Genomic DNA, 17474 nt, shown 5'->3' with positions numbered 1-17474 from the left:
AGATTGCCTTTAGTATACGGCTTTTTTACTCATTTATCAACCCTGCCGGGCGATTTTTACTGTTCACCGACAATCTCCTGTGAAGTATTTTGGGGGATTCCAAGATATGGCAGAATATTTTCAAAGATGCTGCGGATCACCGGAGCTGCAATGGTTCCGCCATAATAAATTCCCTGAGGATCGTGAATAATACATAATCCAAGAACTGTCGGATTTTCTGCCGGAGCAAAACCAAGAAACGAGGAAATGTAACGGTTAGCACTTCTTGGGAGAGTCTGGGACGTGGCCGTTTTCCCTCCGATAGAATAGCCTTCAATCTTTGCATTTCTGCCGGAACCCTGTGAGACTACCGTTTCCAGAATTTCTCTTACTCTTCTGGAAGTTTCCTGGGAAACGATTCCCTCCTGCACCGGGAATTCAAGCTTCTTCCCTTTTGTTCCATCCGGATTCAGCACTGCAACTCCGAAATGTGGCGTCACCCGTCTTCCGCCATTGATCAGCGAACTGACTGTTGTCGCAAGCTGTACAGGTGTGATCTGAAAAGACTGACCAAAAGAAACCGTCGCCAGTTCTACTTCTCCCATATTTTTCTCCTGATGCATGATCGTTCCAGCCTCTCCAGGCAGATCAATACCTGTTTTCGTCAGAAGTCCAAACTGTCTGAAACATTGATAAAAACGCTCTACACCAAGACGAAGTCCTACTTCAATAAACACAGGATTGCAGGAATTCTGAGCTCCTTCTACGAAATTCTGGGCTCCATGACCGGTTCGCTTGGCGCAATGGATCCTGCGATCCTCCACCAGTTTATATCCAGGACAGTAAAAGCGGTCATTTTCAGAAACAACACCCACTTCCAGTCCGGCAGACATGGTAATAATCTTAAATGTGGAACCAGGCTCATACGTATCATTCAGACATGGATTCCGCCACATCTGATTCAGCAGATCCTGCTTTCTTTCTGCCTCTGTTTTTCTCTTTGTTATCGTTTGCGCCTGTGTGTCCTGAGACACGGCGGTCTGCTGCGTCTGATCTGCCTGCGTTCCTTCTTGTCCTTCTTCCTGTTCTGCTGCTAACTGCACCTGAAGTTCTTCTGTCAATGTAAAAGGATCATTCAGGTCAAATTCTGGGACGTTAACACAGGCATAGATTTCTCCATTCTGCGGATTCATCAGGAGAATGGAGACTCGTTCTGCCTGCTTTTCCTCCATTACTTTCAACGCTGCCTGCTGCACGAACTCCTGTATATTGGCATCAAGACTAATAAGCAGGCTTTTTCCTTCTTCCGGTTCTTCTCTTGTTTCGCCCAGTTTATCAATCTCTACGCCTCTGGCATCCGTAGTTGTCAGAATCTTACCCGGGCTGCCTTTCAGGATTTCTTCATATTTTACTTCCAGGCCGATGATTCCCTGATTATCACCCCCTGTAAATCCGATCACCTTGGAGGCCAGGCTTCCGTATGGATAATAGCGCTTGTAATCCTCATCCACTTTCACACCTGCCAGATTGCTTTCTCTGATTGCATCACCTACGCTTTTCTCTACATTTGTTTTCACTCTTTCTATAGAAGAAACTTTCTCCACCCGTTTACGCACTACAGATTCATCCATTCCCAATTTCTCTGTCAGTAGAGCAATTACTTTCTCAGGCTCCCTGATCTGGCTATGGATCACGGATATGGTACATACAGTCCGGTTAGATGCCAGGACTTTTCCTTTCGCATCCAGTATCTGGCCTCTGGCCGCCTTGATGTCACGTTCCCTTTCATGGAGATCCTTTGCTTTTTCATAGTAATAATCAGACCGAAAGCACATCAGGTGTACCAGTCTTCCGATCAGTCCTGCCATCAGCAGGATGCAGCAGATAAATACCACCCATATTTTCTTCTTATGAAAGGTCATATTCTTTTTCATAAAAAATCCCCGCAGAAATCGTCATACTAATATATGACAAATCCCTGCGGGGGTATGTTTCTTATTCCAGTCCTGCTTCTTCGTTGGTGATTCCATCAGTCTCTGCATTGTTATCCTGCGTAGTCTCTGATTCGTCATCCTCCAGCGGACCAGGTGCATCCGGGTTGGACACTGCATCTCCGGAAGCATCTGTCTCTGTGCTTCCTACACTTGTCACCAGGTTGGTAGACATCTTGTAATTGCCATTGTCATCCAGAATATGATCTCCATTGTCATCCAGCAGATAACCATTTTCATCAATTCTGTTTCCATCCCAGTCGATCAGATTACCGTCTGCATCTACCAGATTTCCATCACTGTTCAGGGAACTGCTGGATGCTGTACTCTTTAAATGGCCTTTGAATCCTTCCCATAACTCAGTTTCCGGTACTGTTCCATCATCGGATTCATCCGGTGTTACATTCAGATATGGAAGAAGTTCAGAAAGAATTCCCTGTGCAATGTACTGTGGATAAGTACTGTTTGCCTGATCATCTACATTCGGCTCATCTACTACTACATAGATCACAACTGCCGGATCATCTACAGGTGCAAATCCAATAAAAGAAACCAGATATTTGCCGTTTCCACGCGGATATTTCTCGGCTGTACCTGTTTTACCACCTGAACTGTATCCCTGTACTTTAGAATGACGGCTGGTACCCTGCTGTACACTTAACGCCATGTAGCTTCGGATATCACTGGAAATTCTTGATGAAATCGTCTGCTTCAGGAGAATCGGTGTGATCGTCTTTACAGTTCCGCCATTGCTGTCCAGGATCTTTGTAACCAGATGTGGCTGATAATAATATCCACCATTGATAACAGAACTCATAGCATTCACTTCCTGGATCATCGTACAGGTAAATCCCTGACCAAACGCTGAGCAGGCAAGCTCTGTTTCTCCCATAGAATCCTTGGTATGGATGATACCTGCCCCCTCATTCGGAAGGTCAATTCCTGTTCTGGTTCCAAAGTTAAACAGGCTCTGCGCCTTGATAAACTGAACTGCTCCCATTTTAGCACCAATCTGCATCATAGCATCATTACAGGAGTTTGCGATTACTTCACCCAAAGTCTCTGTACCATGAGCGCTTGGATATACCGCACACTTGATCATAGTATCACCAAATGTCTGGGCTCCGTCACACACAAAGGTATCGGATTCCTGAATCGCACCTTTCTCCAGTGCAGACGCCATAACAATTGGCTTCACAACAGAACCAGGTTCATAAGCATCTGTTACACAGAAATTACTCCACATACTGTTCAGTGCTTCCACTGTTTCCTCGTCACTCATTGCTTTAATCTCATCTTCTGAATATACATTAGAAAGATCTCTCGGATTATTCAGATCATAACGGTCACCGCCATCCATGGCAATAATTTCACCGGTGGACGGGTCCTCTACGATAACACCGATATTCTTGGCACCCATGGCTTCCTTGAATCCGTTCACATACTTTTCAACGATCTGCTGCGCACCAATATCAATGCTTGTCTGTATACTCTTTCCGTTTACTGCTGCAATGATCGTCTGTTCTACATCGGAATCATTGTTAATGTATCCGTACTGTCTGCCATCCACACCTGTAAGTGTACTGTTATAATATCCTTCCAGGCCGATATCAGCGACATCACGGTCCAGCGTAAATCCAATCGTATCACATGCAGTTTCATTGAACGGATAACTTCTCAGATAGTCCTCTTCAAACCAGATGCCCTTGATATTCGCTCTATCCTTAGCCTGCTCTGCAGTAAGCCCGGAATCTTCATCCTCTGCTTCATACTTCTCAAATTCTTTCTTCTTATCCATAGACAGCTGTTTCATCAGAATCTGATACTGACTCTGACTGGTACTTGGATCCGACAGAAGAGAACGTACCGTTTCTTCATCAATCCCTAACTGTTCATTCAATGCACGGATCGTTGGTTCTACATAATCACTGTCCGAATTTACAGTTTTGCAGTCCAGGATCACATTATAAACCTTATTGCTGGTTGCAAGGATATTTCCATTTTTGTCGTAAATGTCGCCTCGCTTTGCCGGCAGAACCTGACTCTCATATTTCTGCTGCGCCTGGCTTAATACCTGCTTCTTATATTTTGTGCCGCTTGTTGCATTAATATAAGTAATTCTTACTATTAATACTACTAAAGCCAGTAACACTACTGCAAATAGCATTACCAGCTTCTTTTTCATGTTGTAATTTATTCTTCTCTCTGGTCTCTTCTGACCTCTTTTTCTTGTATTGCTCAATTAATCACCTACTTTGAATCTGGTATATCTTGATACTGTCTTACATAGCTGTTTCCGGATGTAGAATAGGTTACTGTCTGATCATCTGACGGATATTTCATTCCCAGTCGTCCTAATGCAGTCTGCTTAATTTGGTTCAGATCTATATTAGATGTTACCTGGCTGTAATATGCGTCATTGTCTTCCTTTAAAGCTGCCAGTTCTTCCTCAAGGGATGCAACTGTATTCATTTTGGCCGTAATTTCTGACTTATACTGAAGATACTTTACAGAACAGAATAATATCGCTGTACACACAACAACGAGAAACGTGACAAATCCCCAGTTCATTGCTGTGGCCTTCTGTCTGTTTCTCTGTGCTGATCTGCTCAACTCATGTTTCTGTCTCTGTACTGGTACCGGCTCTGCCTGTACTCTGCGGTTTCGATTAGTCTGCTGTCTTCCGGGATGCTGTCTCTGTGGCTGTCTCGTCCTGTCCGGAACTTCTGCAAGGCGTCTGACCGTATTTCCTTCAACGTACATTCCTCTGTTTGCTCTGGCATTGGTTCTGCTTCTTCTTGCTGTTTCAGTCCTGGTCGTCTTCGCCATTTCATGCCTCACTATTAATTACAATACTCTCTCAAAAATTCTAAGCTTTGCGCTCTTGGAACGCGGATTCTCTTCCATTTCAATCTCCCCCGGAAGAATCGGTTTCCTTGTGATCACTTTACCTTTTGATTTATTTCCGCATACACATACCGGAAAGTCTGGCGGGCAGGTACATGGATTTTCATTCTTTCTGAAAATCGTCTTAACAATTCTGTCCTCCAGTGAATGGAAAGTGATAATGCAAAGTCTGCCGCCATCATCAAGAATGTCAATCATTCCATCAAGCGAATCTCTCAGTACATCAAGTTCTCTGTTAAGTTCGATACGGATTGCCTGGAACGTCCTCTTCGCAGGATGTCCCGACTTTACCTGCATCTTCATAGGAATAGATTCCCTGATGATCTCTGTGAGTTCGCCGGTCGTAGTGATCGGCTTCACCTGTCTGGCTGCTACAATGTGTTTTGCAATATTCTTTGCAAATTTATCTTCACCGTAATCACGAATGATACGATATAACTCTTTCTCTTCATAGCCATTGATAATATCACTGGCCGTCTGCGTCTGGCGCTGATCCATACGCATATCTAATGGTGCATCTACTCTGTAAGTAAATCCACGTTCTTCATTATCAAGCTGATAGGAAGATACTCCAAGATCAAGGAGAATCCCGTCGACTTTATTGATGCCTCTTGCTGCCAGTTCCTGTACCATGTAACAATAATTGCTGCGAATGATCGTCGCCTGATCAAAGGCGGCTAACCTCTCACTCGCAGCAATTATCGCATCCTGGTCCTGATCTATGCCAATAAATCTCCCCTTGGCAGAAAGCTTCTTACATACCTCCAGGGCATGTCCTGCACCTCCTAAAGTGCCATCCACGTAGATTCCGTCCGGCTTAACATTCAAGCCTTCTATGGTCTCTTCCAGTAATACAGATTTGTGTTTAAATTCCATCTCCGTCTCCTGTCTGGATCTATTTTGCGAGATACTTTATAATGATTTCTGTATCAGATCGTGATTCCCATGTCCTGCATACTCTCCGCAATGCTGTCCATATCATCATAATTACAGATCTCACTCCACTTTTCTTTGCTCCAAACTTCAATTCTGTTTAAATTACCTGTCAAAACTACATCCTTTTCCAGACCGGCAAATTCGCGCAGAGTTTGCGGTACAAGGATTCTCCCCTGTTTGTCCAGTTCACATGTAGTTGCTCCAGCTACAAAAAATCGTGAAAAAGTTCTGGCATTTTTATTTGTAAGTGGTAATGCTCTGAGTTTCATTTCAAAGGCTTCCCATTCATCCATGGGATAAATAGAAAGACAGCCATCTAGCCCTTTAGTCAGAACAAACTCTTCCCCTAAGAGTTCTCTGAACTTCGAAGGAATAATCAGGCGCCCCTTCGCGTCGATTGTATGGTTGTACTCTCCCATGAACATGTTACTCACCTACTCTCACGAAATCTGAATCTCCCCTTCAGATTTCCAGGTGGTAATGGTCTACTCTGCCATTGTTCCCCCACTCACCACCACTATTCACCACTTTCTACCACTTATGTGCTTATTCTAAACTATTTAGGCTGAAAAAACAAGGGTCTGAAACAGATTTTTTTAATTTAGAACTCTCTTAACATTTCTGAAACATCCATATTTTAAGGTAAAAAATAAATATTTATACGTAAAAAATGGGCTGAAATTCCACTTTCAACCCACTTAGCTTTCAGATATATTGTTTTTTATAATTCTTTGTCTGATTTTGTGGGAGAATTTCCCACATGTCGTCTCCACTGTTCAGGAATATGTGCATATTCAGACTCTTCCCAATTTAAGAGTTCATCAGATTCTCCCTGTACAGTTCCGGTTTCTTTCTTTTTCTCCACTGGAACTTCCGGCTTCTCTGAAACAGACTCAGAAGAGTTATTCCCAGGCTGTACTTCTGCCTCAGGAATACTATCCTGCGCTTCGTTTTCTTTTTCCTGCTGATTCTCTATCAGTGCTTTTCTTCTTCGTATACGTATAGCTGCTCTTTTCTGTGCCATCACTCCATGTACAATCACTGTTGGTGTGTAAATTATAAACAAAGCAGCTGATATTACCAGCGAAACTCCAATCCTCGTTCCTGGAATATAAAGCTTATCTGTCCTGAGCCATTCAAAGAAAAATCTCCCAAGCCCGTATCCTGCCAGGTAGATCATAAACAACTCGCCGTCGTATTTCTTCTTTCTGCGAAGCGCCAGCAGGATCAATAAAAGGATCAGACACCACAAACTTTCATAAAGGAACACAGGCTGAACCTGAATATAGGAAATTCCATTGATCGTCAACAGATTATCCCGCATATTTCCGGAAACCTCTCCAGAGCGCACTGCTGAAATTGGAATCTGTATTGCCCAGGGCAGATCTGCATATTCTCCAAAAGATTCTCTGTTAAAGAAATTTCCCCAGCGTCCAATGATCTGTCCCAAAAGTATTCCAAGACTTACAGTATCTGCCATCTTCCAGAAGTTCATCTTGGCAATCCTGCAAAATACTGCTGCAGCGAGAAATCCCGCCAGCAGACCGCCATAAAAAGTATACCCGCCATTTCTAAAATCCAGAATTCCGCTGAAATTTCCTCTGTAAAGTTCCCATGAAAATACTACATAAAACAGTCTGGAACCCACAACTGAAGCCAGCAGCGAAATGATCATCATATCAAGATATTTATTCTGATCCTCACCATTTCGCTTTGCTTCCAGTGTCACCAGCCCTATTCCCAGAAGTGCACCTATTGCGATCAATACACCATATATGGTAAATTCCATCCCAAATATCTGAAATGACCGGGGCACATAAGATAAAACCAGATTAAGTCCTGGAAAACGTATCGACATTTCCATATATCACCTGTTTATCATACATTGAATCTGAATAAAATTACATCTCCATCCTGTACAATGTATTCTTTACCTTCCATTCTTACAAGACCTTTCTCTCTGGCACCTGCATAGGAACCGCAGTCCAGAAGATCCTGATAGTTAACAACTTCTGCTTTGATAAATCCTCTCTCAAAATCTGTATGGATCTTGCCGGCTGCCTGCGGAGCTTTTGTTCCAATCTTGATAGTCCATGCTCTTGTCTCATCTTCGCCAGATGTCAGGAAACTCATCAGGCCAAGGAGATGGTAGCTTGCTTTTACCAGTTTCTCAAGTCCGGATTCTTTAAGTCCCAGATCCTCAAGGAACATCTTCTTCTCATCATCATCCAGTTCAGAGATCTCTTCCTCGATCTCTGCGCAGATTACGAAGATCTCACTGTTCTGCTCTGCTGCATATTTGCGTACTGCCTGTACATGTGCATTGCTTGCACCATCATCTGCCAGATCATCTTCAGCAACATTTGCAGCATAGATCACTGGTTTCCATGTAAGCAGATTGTAAGTAGTCATCCATGCTTCTTCGTCCTCGTTCTCCAGTTCCATTGTGATCGCCATCTTGCCGTCTTCGAGATGTGCTTTTACTTTCTGGAGGAAGTCAAGTTCCTTGGCAGCTTCTTTGTCCATACGTGCTGTTTTTGTCACTTTTGCAATTCTTCTCTCAAGAATCTCAAGATCAGAGAATACAAGTTCCAGATTAATTGTCTCAATATCACGAAGAGGATCAATGCTTCCGTCTACATGGATAACATTGGAATCCTCGAAGCAGCGTACTACATGAACAATGGCATCTACTTCACGAATATTTGCAAGGAACTGGTTTCCAAGTCCCTCACCTTTGGATGCACCCTTTACAAGCCCTGCGATATCTACGAATTCGATGACTGCAGGTGTCACTTTCTTAGAATGATAGAAATCTCCGAGAAGTTTCAGTCTCTCGTCCGGTACAGTAACAACACCCACGTTCGGGTCAATGGTACAGAACGGATAATTTGCTGATTCTGCTCCTGCTTTTGTTAATGAATTAAATAATGTACTCTTTCCAACGTTTGGTAATCCAACTATTCCAAGTTTCATCTCTCTTTTATATCTCCTTTAAATGTATTGATTTTACGGTATTTCCAGATATTTTTTAATATCAGGCGGGCCATTTTACGGGCCATTCCTGTCAGTGGACTGAGCAGTGGTCCTTTTCTAAAATACTTTCATTATTTTATCATAACCATTTGTGATGTGCAAGGTTGCTGTTTTCTGTCTATATGCTGCTATAACATTAACTGTTACTACCACCATCCCGCAAGGTGTTTTTGCATGTATATGCCAAAGTCCCGAGATATCCGATGCGAATTTATGCGATCAGCATAAATTCTGTATATCACAAAACATATTATAGTGAATTGAGTAAACATAGCTATTAGTCTCTCGACATAATCATCAGCAAAGTTCCCTTATCATAAATAATCTTTGCAGATTCACTGCTGATCTCATTGCTTACAGTCAGACCACTGTCTGCCACTGTTAGATGATAGTTACTGAGAGGATATTTAAATCCTTCAAGAGTCAGACCAGTCACATCTCCTCCCAGCTGAAAAAATGACACATACTTTCCAAACTGCTCGGACTTTCGAAGGACTGTCCCACTGGAAACCAGTTTCATATAATTATAACTATCCACCAATGTCACAGATGCGCCCTGCTTCTGAGCCAGAACAAGAAGCCCGAAGTTCGCCATCAGATGATCTACTCTTTTTCCGGTCACACCCAGAATTGCAATCTCCTTTGCCCCGGTCCGAATGGCATAGTTCATAGCAGACTGCGTATCTGAATCATCTTTTTCCGGTCTCAGTCGTATAATCTCTACTTCTTTTTTCTCTTCTCCGGTTTGTTTCTGTACTTTCCAGTTTGTCATTCCTCCATAAGGAATCTCACTGTTTGTCTTTATCCCTGCAGGAACCTCCAGAAATTCTTTTCCTTCTTCTGACAGGCTGTCAAAATCTCCGATCACCACATCCGGCAGGATCTGCTGTTCCAGAAAAAACTCCAGTCCTCTGTCTGCCGCGATCAGACGTATCTTTTCTTTTCCCGCTTTCTCTGCATTCTTTTTCAAAAAATCGAGGGCAAAATCACTCTGGATATCGCCCCCGCTTACAATTACTGTATCTATCATGCTGTTCCTCAGTCAATTTTTTGTATAATTTCGTCCATCTTCGCTCTGGCATGTCTTACATTTGCTTCCAAATCTCCGTTGAACACATAAGAACCGGCCACCAGCAGATTTGCACCTGCTGTCATTACTGTCTCCATTGTCTCATCATTGATTCCACCATCTACCTGAACATCTACATTCAGATTCTCACCTTCAATCAGTTCGCGTACTTCTCTGATCTTCTCTGTACATTCATCCATATACTTCTGTCCGCCGAATCCCGGCTGTACAGTCATGATCAGAACCATGTCTACATCCTCCAGCATATGGCTGATATCATTTACCGGTGTCGCAGGTTTAATGGAAATGCCCACTTTTACTCCTGCCTCACGGATCTGCTCGATCGTTCTCTCAATATCCTCACATGCTTCTGCATGAACAGTAATAGAATCAGCACCGCATGCAACGAAATCTCTGATATATCTCTCCGGCTCAGTTACCATAAGATGCACATCAAAGAACATCTTTGATTCCTTTCGAATAGATTTGATCACTGGCATTCCAAAAGAAATACTCGGCACAAAGTCACCGTCCATGACATCAATATGGAGCCATTCGACTCCCTCTTTCTCAAGAGTTTTGATCTGTTCGCCCAAACGATTAAAATCTGCCGACAAAATAGAAGGGCACAACTGATACATAATTAGAATCTCCTTTTCTCTTTCAATTCATTATAAAGTCCTAAATAATCTTCATATCGAAGCTGGCTGATCTTATGCTCTGCCAAAGCTTCCTTTACGCCGCAGTCCGGTTCATGGATATGTCTGCATCCCTGAAACCTGCACTGATCTTCATACTCACGAAATTCCGGAAAATAATCTTTCAGTTCCTGCTCTTCAATATCTGTCAGATATAAAGAAGAAAATCCCGGGGTATCCATCAGATAAGTATCATGTCCCACTGGTATCACCTGTGAATGACGGGTGGTATGTTTTCCACGTTTCAGTTTCTTACTTATCTCTCCTGTTTCCATCTGTACATTTTCCTGCAGTGCATTGGTGATTGAAGATTTTCCCACACCCGAGGGACCGGCAACTACTGTTGTCTTTCCCTTAAGGATCTCACGGATCTCATCTAATCCATCCCCGTTAAAGGTGCTGGAAAAGATTACATGATATCCGCAGCTCTTATAAGTTTCATATAAGAGTTCCAGTGCTTCCTGTGTTGCAAGATCCTTCTTATTAAAGCATATAACTGCCGGAACATTCTCCTTTTCCATCATGATCAGAAATCTGTCCAACAGCATAAAATTTGGTTTTGGATTCTCCATCGCAAAAATCACAAAAGCCTGATCTACATTGGCAACCGCCGGACGGATCAGCGAATTCTTTCTGGGAAGGATGGCAGTCACACTGCCCTCCTTCTCCTGTGCATCCAAAACTTCAATCTCTACATTATCCCCTACAAGAGGTTTCTGTTTATCTTTTCTGAATATTCCTTTGGCTTTGCATTCATAAATCTCATCATTCTCTGCGTAAATATAATAAAATCCTGCAATGCCTTTAATAATCTTTCCCTGCATGAATTACTCTACCTTGGCAAATGTAATGGAGTAATTTCCAAGTTCCTGATAAACTCCGTTGACCTGCTCGGATAAATACAGAGTTCCTTCACTGATTCCAGGTGCTCCTGTGATATCCAGATCGTAAGGGAACTGTAATACCTGATTCTCCAGAACAACTGACGCTGTCGGTGTTCCATTTACATTCTGAACCAGTTCCAGACGTACCGGACCTCCTGTATATCCTGTCGGAGTATTCAGAGTCTGTGTACATTTCCAGACTTCTCCTGCTGCTACAGCTGCACTGTTATCTGTGGATGTATTATCTGCCGTCTGTGCTGCACTGTCTGTTGTGCTGCCTGCTGTATTTGCAGTATCCGTACTCTGCACAGATGCAGGGTCCTGATCTCCTGTACTTACAGTAATTACCACATTAACCGTATCCGGGTTCTCCCAGTTTCCTGCTTCTGGTTCCTGAGAGATTACTTCTCCTGCTGCCACCTCTGTGCTCATTTCCTCTTTTACTTCTACATTGAGGAATTTACCAAAAGTAGTAATCGCATCATTCTTTGTCATTCCCACAACACTTGGAACTTCTACACTGTCACCATAGTCAACGCCACGGCTGACAACCAATGTAATGGTATCTCCGGCTGAAACAGATGCACCTGCATCCGGAGTTGTAGAATATGCATATCCAGGATCAACGATCGGAGTACCGTCATCGTTTAATTCACTGTATTCTTTCTGAACAGTAACATTTAATCCCATATCTTCCAGTGTCTGCTGTGCATCCACACCTGTCTGTCCGTCTACATCCGGAACTGTAATCTGCTGAGCACCTTTACTGATATAGTATTTAATTGTTGTATATTGTTCAACCTTGCTTCCCTGTGGAATATCCTGAGAAGAAATGGTTCCCTTTGCCTGAGTGGAGGCTTCCTCACCCATTGGCTGAATACCAAGTTTCATGTCTTTTGTGATATTCTTTGCCTCATCCTCCGTTTTTCCTAACAGATTCGGTACAGTTACCATTCCATCATCATCTGTTTCTGCTGTATCTGTAGTTTCTGTTTTGGTCTTTGTTTCACTGTTACCGCCGATCAGTCCAGATGCCTTACCTGCAACCAGAATAATTGCAACTAAAATCACAACTCCAAGAAGCAGCATCGCAATAGTCAGTCCATGACCGCCTTTTTTCTTTGTTTTCTCAGGTTTTGCCGTTTTCTTTCTGCGAGGCTTCTCTTCTGGCTCATCATCATAATCCGTTTCATTGATCTCATCTTCCAGAGCCTCCGGTTCTGACTTGGAAATCTGTTTCGGTACATGCTTGATCTCGCCAAGTTCCTCATCTGAGATCACAACTGTCTTTGCCTCATTATCTACAGAGGTCAGTGTTACGAAATCACCCTGCGGATCGATCAGAGAATGCTTCAGATCTGCAATTACATCTTCCATATTCTGGTAACGACGATCTACACTCTTCTGTGTACATTTCAGGATGATCTGCTCCAGACTGTGCGGCAGGTCCTCTGCATACACGCTTGGCGGAACCATCTCTTCTTGAAGATGCTTGATAGCGATAGCTACTGTTGTGTCACCATCAAACGGAACCTTTCCAGTGACCATCTCATACAGTGTGATACCAAGTGAATAAATATCACTCTTCTCATCACTGTATCCTCCACGTACCTGCTCCGGAGAACTGTAATGAACAGATCCCATCACATTAGAACTTATGGTATTGGAAGAAGCAGCTCTTGCAATACCAAAATCTGTAACTTTAACCTTTCCATCCATGGAAATAATAATATTCTGAGGCTTTACATCACGGTGTACAATTCCGTGGCTGTGTGCTGCCTCCAGTCCCATAGATACCTGGATTGCAATACTTGTAGCTTCTTTTACTGACAGTCTGCCTTTCTTAGAGATATACTCCTTAAGAGTAATTCCTTCGATCAGTTCCATCACAATGTAGTAGACTCCATTGTCATCTCCTACATCAAATACATTTACAATATTGGGATGAGTCAGAACTGCTGCTGCCTGAGCTTCACTTCTGAACTTGCGGATAAACGTTGTATCCTCCCGAAATTCCGGCTTAAGAACTTTTACAGCAACAAACCGATTCAGCTTATGGTCTTTTGCCTTGTATACGTCCGCCATTCCGCCGGTACCTATTTTTCCTAATATCTCATAGCGCTCGGCTATGATCATTCCCATCTTTAACATGCTTTCACCTCATTTGCGAATGGTTCTATCAATACAATTGCAATATTGTCCTTGCCGCCGTTGCGGTTTGCTTCTCTGATAAGTATTCTGCCCTTTTCGTCCAGATCTGTATCAGTGTCAGTAATGATTTCCTGCAGTTGGCTGTCCTCAACCATATTGCTGAGACCATCTGAACACATCAGAACCACATCTCCTGGTTCCAATTTCAGGTCAAAGAAGTCAATATCTACTGTTCTCTCCGCTCCGAGCGCTCTTGTGATGATATTTTTCTTCGGATGTCTTCTTGCCTGTTCAGGGTCAAGTTCTCCCATCCTCACCATCTCCTGCACTAATGAGTGATCCTTTGTTATCTGCTGAATCTGTTCTCCAATTACATAAAGTCTGCTGTCACCTACATTTGCCACATAAGCGTAATGTCCCACGATCGTAGCTGCTACCATCGTAGTTCCCATTCCTCTCAGTTTCTCATCCTGCTGTGCCTGAGTAAGAATCTCGGTATTCACACATTCAATGGCATGACGGATTACTTTGACAGGATTAAAATCTGCATCCTGGCGGATTTCTTCCACCATGGATGTAACAGCATGAGATGATGCATAATCTCCGGCGTTATGTCCGCCCATTCCGTCAGCAACAACAAACAGATTCGGAAGATTTCCAACCGGGTCTGCAGATGCGAACACATAATCCTGATTCATTTTTCGCTTCTGCCCGGCATCAGTAGCTGAATATACCCTCATGTCAATTCTCGCTTTCTGTTTTTTCCATATAACTTTTTCTTAGCTGTCCACAGGCACCATCTATATCGCTGCCCATTTCCCTTCTAATAGTAACATTAATTCCACATTTTTCAAGTTTTATTTTGAAATTCTCCACTGCCTGCCTTGTGGATCTCACATAGGAACGCTCCTTGATCGGGTTTACCGGAATCAGATTTACGTGGCAGTTAATGTCCCTGATCCTGCCGGAAAGCTCTCTGGCATCTTCATCACTGTCATTCACTCCGGCAACCAGACTGTATTCAAATGTGATCCTGCGCCCCGTTTCTTCAAAATAATGGCGGCACGCTTCCAGAACCTCGTCCATGCTGTATCTGTTCGCAATCGGCATCAGTTCCCGGCGTTTCACATCATTCGGTGCATGAAGAGAAAGAGCCAGTGTCATCTGAAGCTTTTCTTTTGCAAGGTCATAGATCTTCGGTACAAGCCCACAGGTAGATACCGTCAGATTTCTCTGGCTGATATGGAGCCCGCCATCCTCTGTCAGAATATGTATGAATCTCAGCAGATTTTCATAATTATCCAGAGGTTCTCCGGTTCCCATCACTACCACATTGGATACTCTCTCTCCTGTCATAGCCTGTATTCTGTAGATCTGATCCAGCATCTCCGACGGCAGCAGACACCTGGTCAATCCGCCGATCGTAGATGCACAGAATCTGCATCCCATGCGGCATCCAACCTGTGAGGAAATACAGACGGAATTTCCATGCTTGTATCTCATAAGAACACTTTCGATCACATTTCCATCACTGAGACGGAAAAGATACTTCTGTGTCCCATCAATCTTAGAAGTCTGTACATCCACCATCTCTAATGCAGTAATCGGATATTCCTTTAACTTCTCCCTCAATCCTTTGGAAAGATTTGTCATCTCGTCATAGGAAGTAACAAGGTGTTCATGCAGCCAGCTGTATATCTGTTTTGCACGAAATGGCTTGTCACCCAGAGAGGTCATCAGTTCTTTTAATTCATCGATTGTCATTGACTTAATATCTGTCATTATTTATTTTCTCCTGAATTTCGCAATAAAGAAGCCATCTGTCTTGTGTACACCCGGCAGAAGCTGAAGATATCCAAGAGCAGTTGTCTCTGAATGAAGTTCCTCTGGCAGATATGGATCAATGCTCTCCAGTTTGAATGGATGATGATTCATAAACCACATCATGTTCTCTTCATTCTCTTCTTTCGCAATGGTACAGGTACTGAATACCAGAACTCCGCCCGGCTTCACATATTCTGCCGCACGATCCAGAATCGTTCTCTGCAGAATTACGATCTCTTCCTGTTTCTGTGGTGTCACACGGTATTTGATCTCAGGCTTCTTACCGATCACACCATATCCGGAACACGGAACATCTGCGATCACTATGTCTGCCTTCAGCTCAGAATCCACATCAAATACAGTAGCATCCATCACATGGGCCTGCACATTGATAGAATCTGTTCTGTGAATGTTTTCTTCGATCAGATCTACCTTGTACTGACTGATATCACGGGCATCTACGGTTCCATAGTCACCCATTTTATCCCCAACATGAAGACTCTTACCGCCCGGTGCAGCACACATATCTATAATGTAGTTTCCCTTCTGCGGATCTGCCACCTCTGCCACCAACATAGAACTCACATCCTGTACCTGGATCTTACCCTGTATAAAAGCATCCAGTGCCAGAATGTGGTTATAATTGGAAATCTCATATGCATAAGGCAGATATGGAGCTGGTTTTACCTCCACTCCCTGATTCACAAGACTCTGATAAATCTCCTCCTGAGAATACTTGTGTGTCCTGCAGCGCACAGTGATTGGCTTCTCTTCCAGAAAAGCAGTCAGAATTTTCTCTGTCCTCTCTTCGCCATAGTCTTCAAGCCAGCGATTCACCAGCGTCTCCGGCATAGAGTATCTGACAGATAAATGTCTCACAAGATTTTCTTCTCTTGAAGGCAGTTCCAGATTCTTCCACTCTCTGGCTATCGTGCGCAGTACCCCATTTACAAAAGGTTTCAGATTGTAGAATCCTTTTCTCTGCGCCAGTTTCACGGCTTCATTGCACACTGCACTGTCTGGAACACTGTCCATAAATCTGATCTGATATACTGCACTTCTCAGGATTTCCCTAATAGCAGGTTTCATTTTGTCTACAGTTACTTTTGAATAAGAATCAATAATATAATCTATTAAAATACGATATTCCAGGGTTCCTTCACAGACTCTGGTGATAAAAGCTCTCTCCTGTCTTGGAAGGAACTGATACTTGGAAAGAGCATTGCGGATCGCAATATGACTGTGCTTTCCCTCTTCCTCAATTTCCAGCAAAATCTGTAATATCAGTTCTCTGGTATTTATTCCATTAGTCACGGTCTCTTCCTCCGGCCAGTATGATCAGTCTTAAAAGCTGCAGAATGGATGATGCAAGTGCTGCCACATAGGTAAGAGCTGCTGCTGTAAGAACTTTCTTTGCTCCTTTTACTTCATCAGTTCCAAGCATTCCTGAACTTCCCAGCATTTTCAGTGCTCTTGAAGAGGCATTAAACTCTACAGGAAGAGTCACAAGCTGAAAAAGAACAGCAAAGCTGAACAGCAGAATCCCCAGTGTCAGCAATGGGCGAATAGAAAGGATCAGTCCTGCCAGAAATAACGGCCAGGAAAGTGTTGATCCGATATTCGCCACAGGTACGATCGCGGAACGCAGATTCAACGGCACGTAATTCTGCGCATCCTGAATGGCATGTCCGCATTCATGTGCTGCCACGCCAATGGCAGCTACAGAAGTTCTGTCATATACATCCTGTGAAAGAGCCAGCTGCTTATTTCTCGGATCATAGTGGTCTGTCAGGCTTCCGGAAATCGGTACAACCGTAACATCCGTGATTCCCGCCATACGAAGGATTCTTCTGGCTGCTTCTGCCCCGGTAAGCCCGGATGCACTGCGCACTCTGCTGTAAATAGCAAATGTGCTCTTCACTCTTACAGAAGCCGCCATAGATAATAACATTCCTATGATCAGCAGGAAATAAGTAGGGTCAAAATAGTATCCGTACAT

General features: G+C 43.4%; 15 protein-coding genes. All 15 read right to left on the bottom strand.

What is annotated here, in order from left to right:
- Window positions 1–56: 56 nt before the first annotated feature.
- Window positions 57–1913, bottom strand: a complete 1857-nt coding sequence (locus ACTNES_RS00410; protein ID WP_216458809.1) for a peptidoglycan D,D-transpeptidase FtsI family protein — start codon at window positions 1911–1913, stop codon at window positions 57–59.
- 61 nt (window positions 1914–1974) lie between these two features.
- The gene (locus ACTNES_RS00405; RefSeq protein ID WP_441038244.1) at window positions 1975–4212 is read right to left on the bottom strand and encodes a peptidoglycan D,D-transpeptidase FtsI family protein; all 2238 of its coding nucleotides are present in this window, start codon (window positions 4210–4212) and stop codon (window positions 1975–1977) included.
- A gap of 8 nt (window positions 4213–4220) precedes the next feature.
- Entirely contained in the window at window positions 4221–4799 is a 579-nt protein-coding gene (locus ACTNES_RS00400; RefSeq protein ID WP_216458811.1) for a hypothetical protein, read from the bottom strand.
- Between the two features lie 18 nt (window positions 4800–4817).
- Window positions 4818–5753, bottom strand: a complete 936-nt coding sequence (rsmH, locus tag ACTNES_RS00395) for a 16S rRNA (cytosine(1402)-N(4))-methyltransferase RsmH (RefSeq protein WP_216458812.1) — start codon at window positions 5751–5753, stop codon at window positions 4818–4820.
- Window positions 5754–5806: 53 nt separating this feature from the next.
- On the bottom strand, window positions 5807–6238 hold the full coding sequence (mraZ, locus tag ACTNES_RS00390; protein WP_216458813.1) for a division/cell wall cluster transcriptional repressor MraZ: 432 nt from the start codon (window positions 6236–6238) through the stop codon (window positions 5807–5809).
- 296 nt (window positions 6239–6534) lie between these two features.
- The gene (gene lgt / locus ACTNES_RS00385; protein WP_291806270.1) at window positions 6535–7671 is read right to left on the bottom strand and encodes a prolipoprotein diacylglyceryl transferase; all 1137 of its coding nucleotides are present in this window, start codon (window positions 7669–7671) and stop codon (window positions 6535–6537) included.
- Window positions 7672–7691: 20 nt separating this feature from the next.
- On the bottom strand, window positions 7692–8789 hold the full coding sequence (gene ychF / locus ACTNES_RS00380) for a redox-regulated ATPase YchF (RefSeq protein ID WP_216458815.1): 1098 nt from the start codon (window positions 8787–8789) through the stop codon (window positions 7692–7694).
- Window positions 8790–9126: 337 nt separating this feature from the next.
- Window positions 9127–9879 carry a thiamine diphosphokinase gene (locus tag ACTNES_RS00375; RefSeq protein WP_216458816.1) on the bottom strand — a complete coding sequence of 251 codons (753 nt, stop codon included), beginning with the start codon at window positions 9877–9879 and terminating at the stop codon, window positions 9127–9129.
- 8 nt (window positions 9880–9887) lie between these two features.
- Complete coding sequence (gene rpe, locus ACTNES_RS00370; protein ID WP_334303407.1) at window positions 9888–10562, bottom strand: ribulose-phosphate 3-epimerase; 675 nt, start codon at window positions 10560–10562, stop codon at window positions 9888–9890.
- On the bottom strand, window positions 10562–11440 hold the full coding sequence (rsgA, locus tag ACTNES_RS00365; RefSeq protein WP_291806279.1) for a ribosome small subunit-dependent GTPase A: 879 nt from the start codon (window positions 11438–11440) through the stop codon (window positions 10562–10564). Before rsgA ends, rpe begins: the two co-directional genes overlap by 1 nt.
- A gap of 3 nt (window positions 11441–11443) precedes the next feature.
- The gene (gene pknB, locus ACTNES_RS00360; protein WP_291806282.1) at window positions 11444–13651 is read right to left on the bottom strand and encodes a Stk1 family PASTA domain-containing Ser/Thr kinase; all 2208 of its coding nucleotides are present in this window, start codon (window positions 13649–13651) and stop codon (window positions 11444–11446) included.
- Complete coding sequence (locus tag ACTNES_RS00355; RefSeq protein WP_441038243.1) at window positions 13645–14391, bottom strand: Stp1/IreP family PP2C-type Ser/Thr phosphatase; 747 nt, start codon at window positions 14389–14391, stop codon at window positions 13645–13647. Before ACTNES_RS00355 ends, pknB begins: the two co-directional genes overlap by 7 nt.
- Before the next feature lies 1 nt (window position 14392).
- The gene (gene rlmN, locus ACTNES_RS00350; RefSeq protein WP_216458821.1) at window positions 14393–15433 is read right to left on the bottom strand and encodes a 23S rRNA (adenine(2503)-C(2))-methyltransferase RlmN; all 1041 of its coding nucleotides are present in this window, start codon (window positions 15431–15433) and stop codon (window positions 14393–14395) included.
- Window positions 15434–15436: 3 nt separating this feature from the next.
- Window positions 15437–16789, bottom strand: a complete 1353-nt coding sequence (rsmB, locus tag ACTNES_RS00345; RefSeq protein ID WP_216458822.1) for a 16S rRNA (cytosine(967)-C(5))-methyltransferase RsmB — start codon at window positions 16787–16789, stop codon at window positions 15437–15439.
- Entirely contained in the window at window positions 16782–17474 is a 693-nt protein-coding gene (locus ACTNES_RS00340) for a zinc metallopeptidase (protein WP_291806289.1), read from the bottom strand. The genes rsmB and ACTNES_RS00340 overlap by 8 nt, the downstream gene beginning before the upstream one ends.

The organism is Blautia sp. HCP3S3_D9 (assembly GCF_052063845.1).
In the GTDB taxonomy this organism is placed as follows: Bacteria; Bacillota; Clostridia; order Lachnospirales; family Lachnospiraceae; genus Blautia_A.
This window is presented reverse-complemented; position numbering and strand designations above follow the sequence as displayed.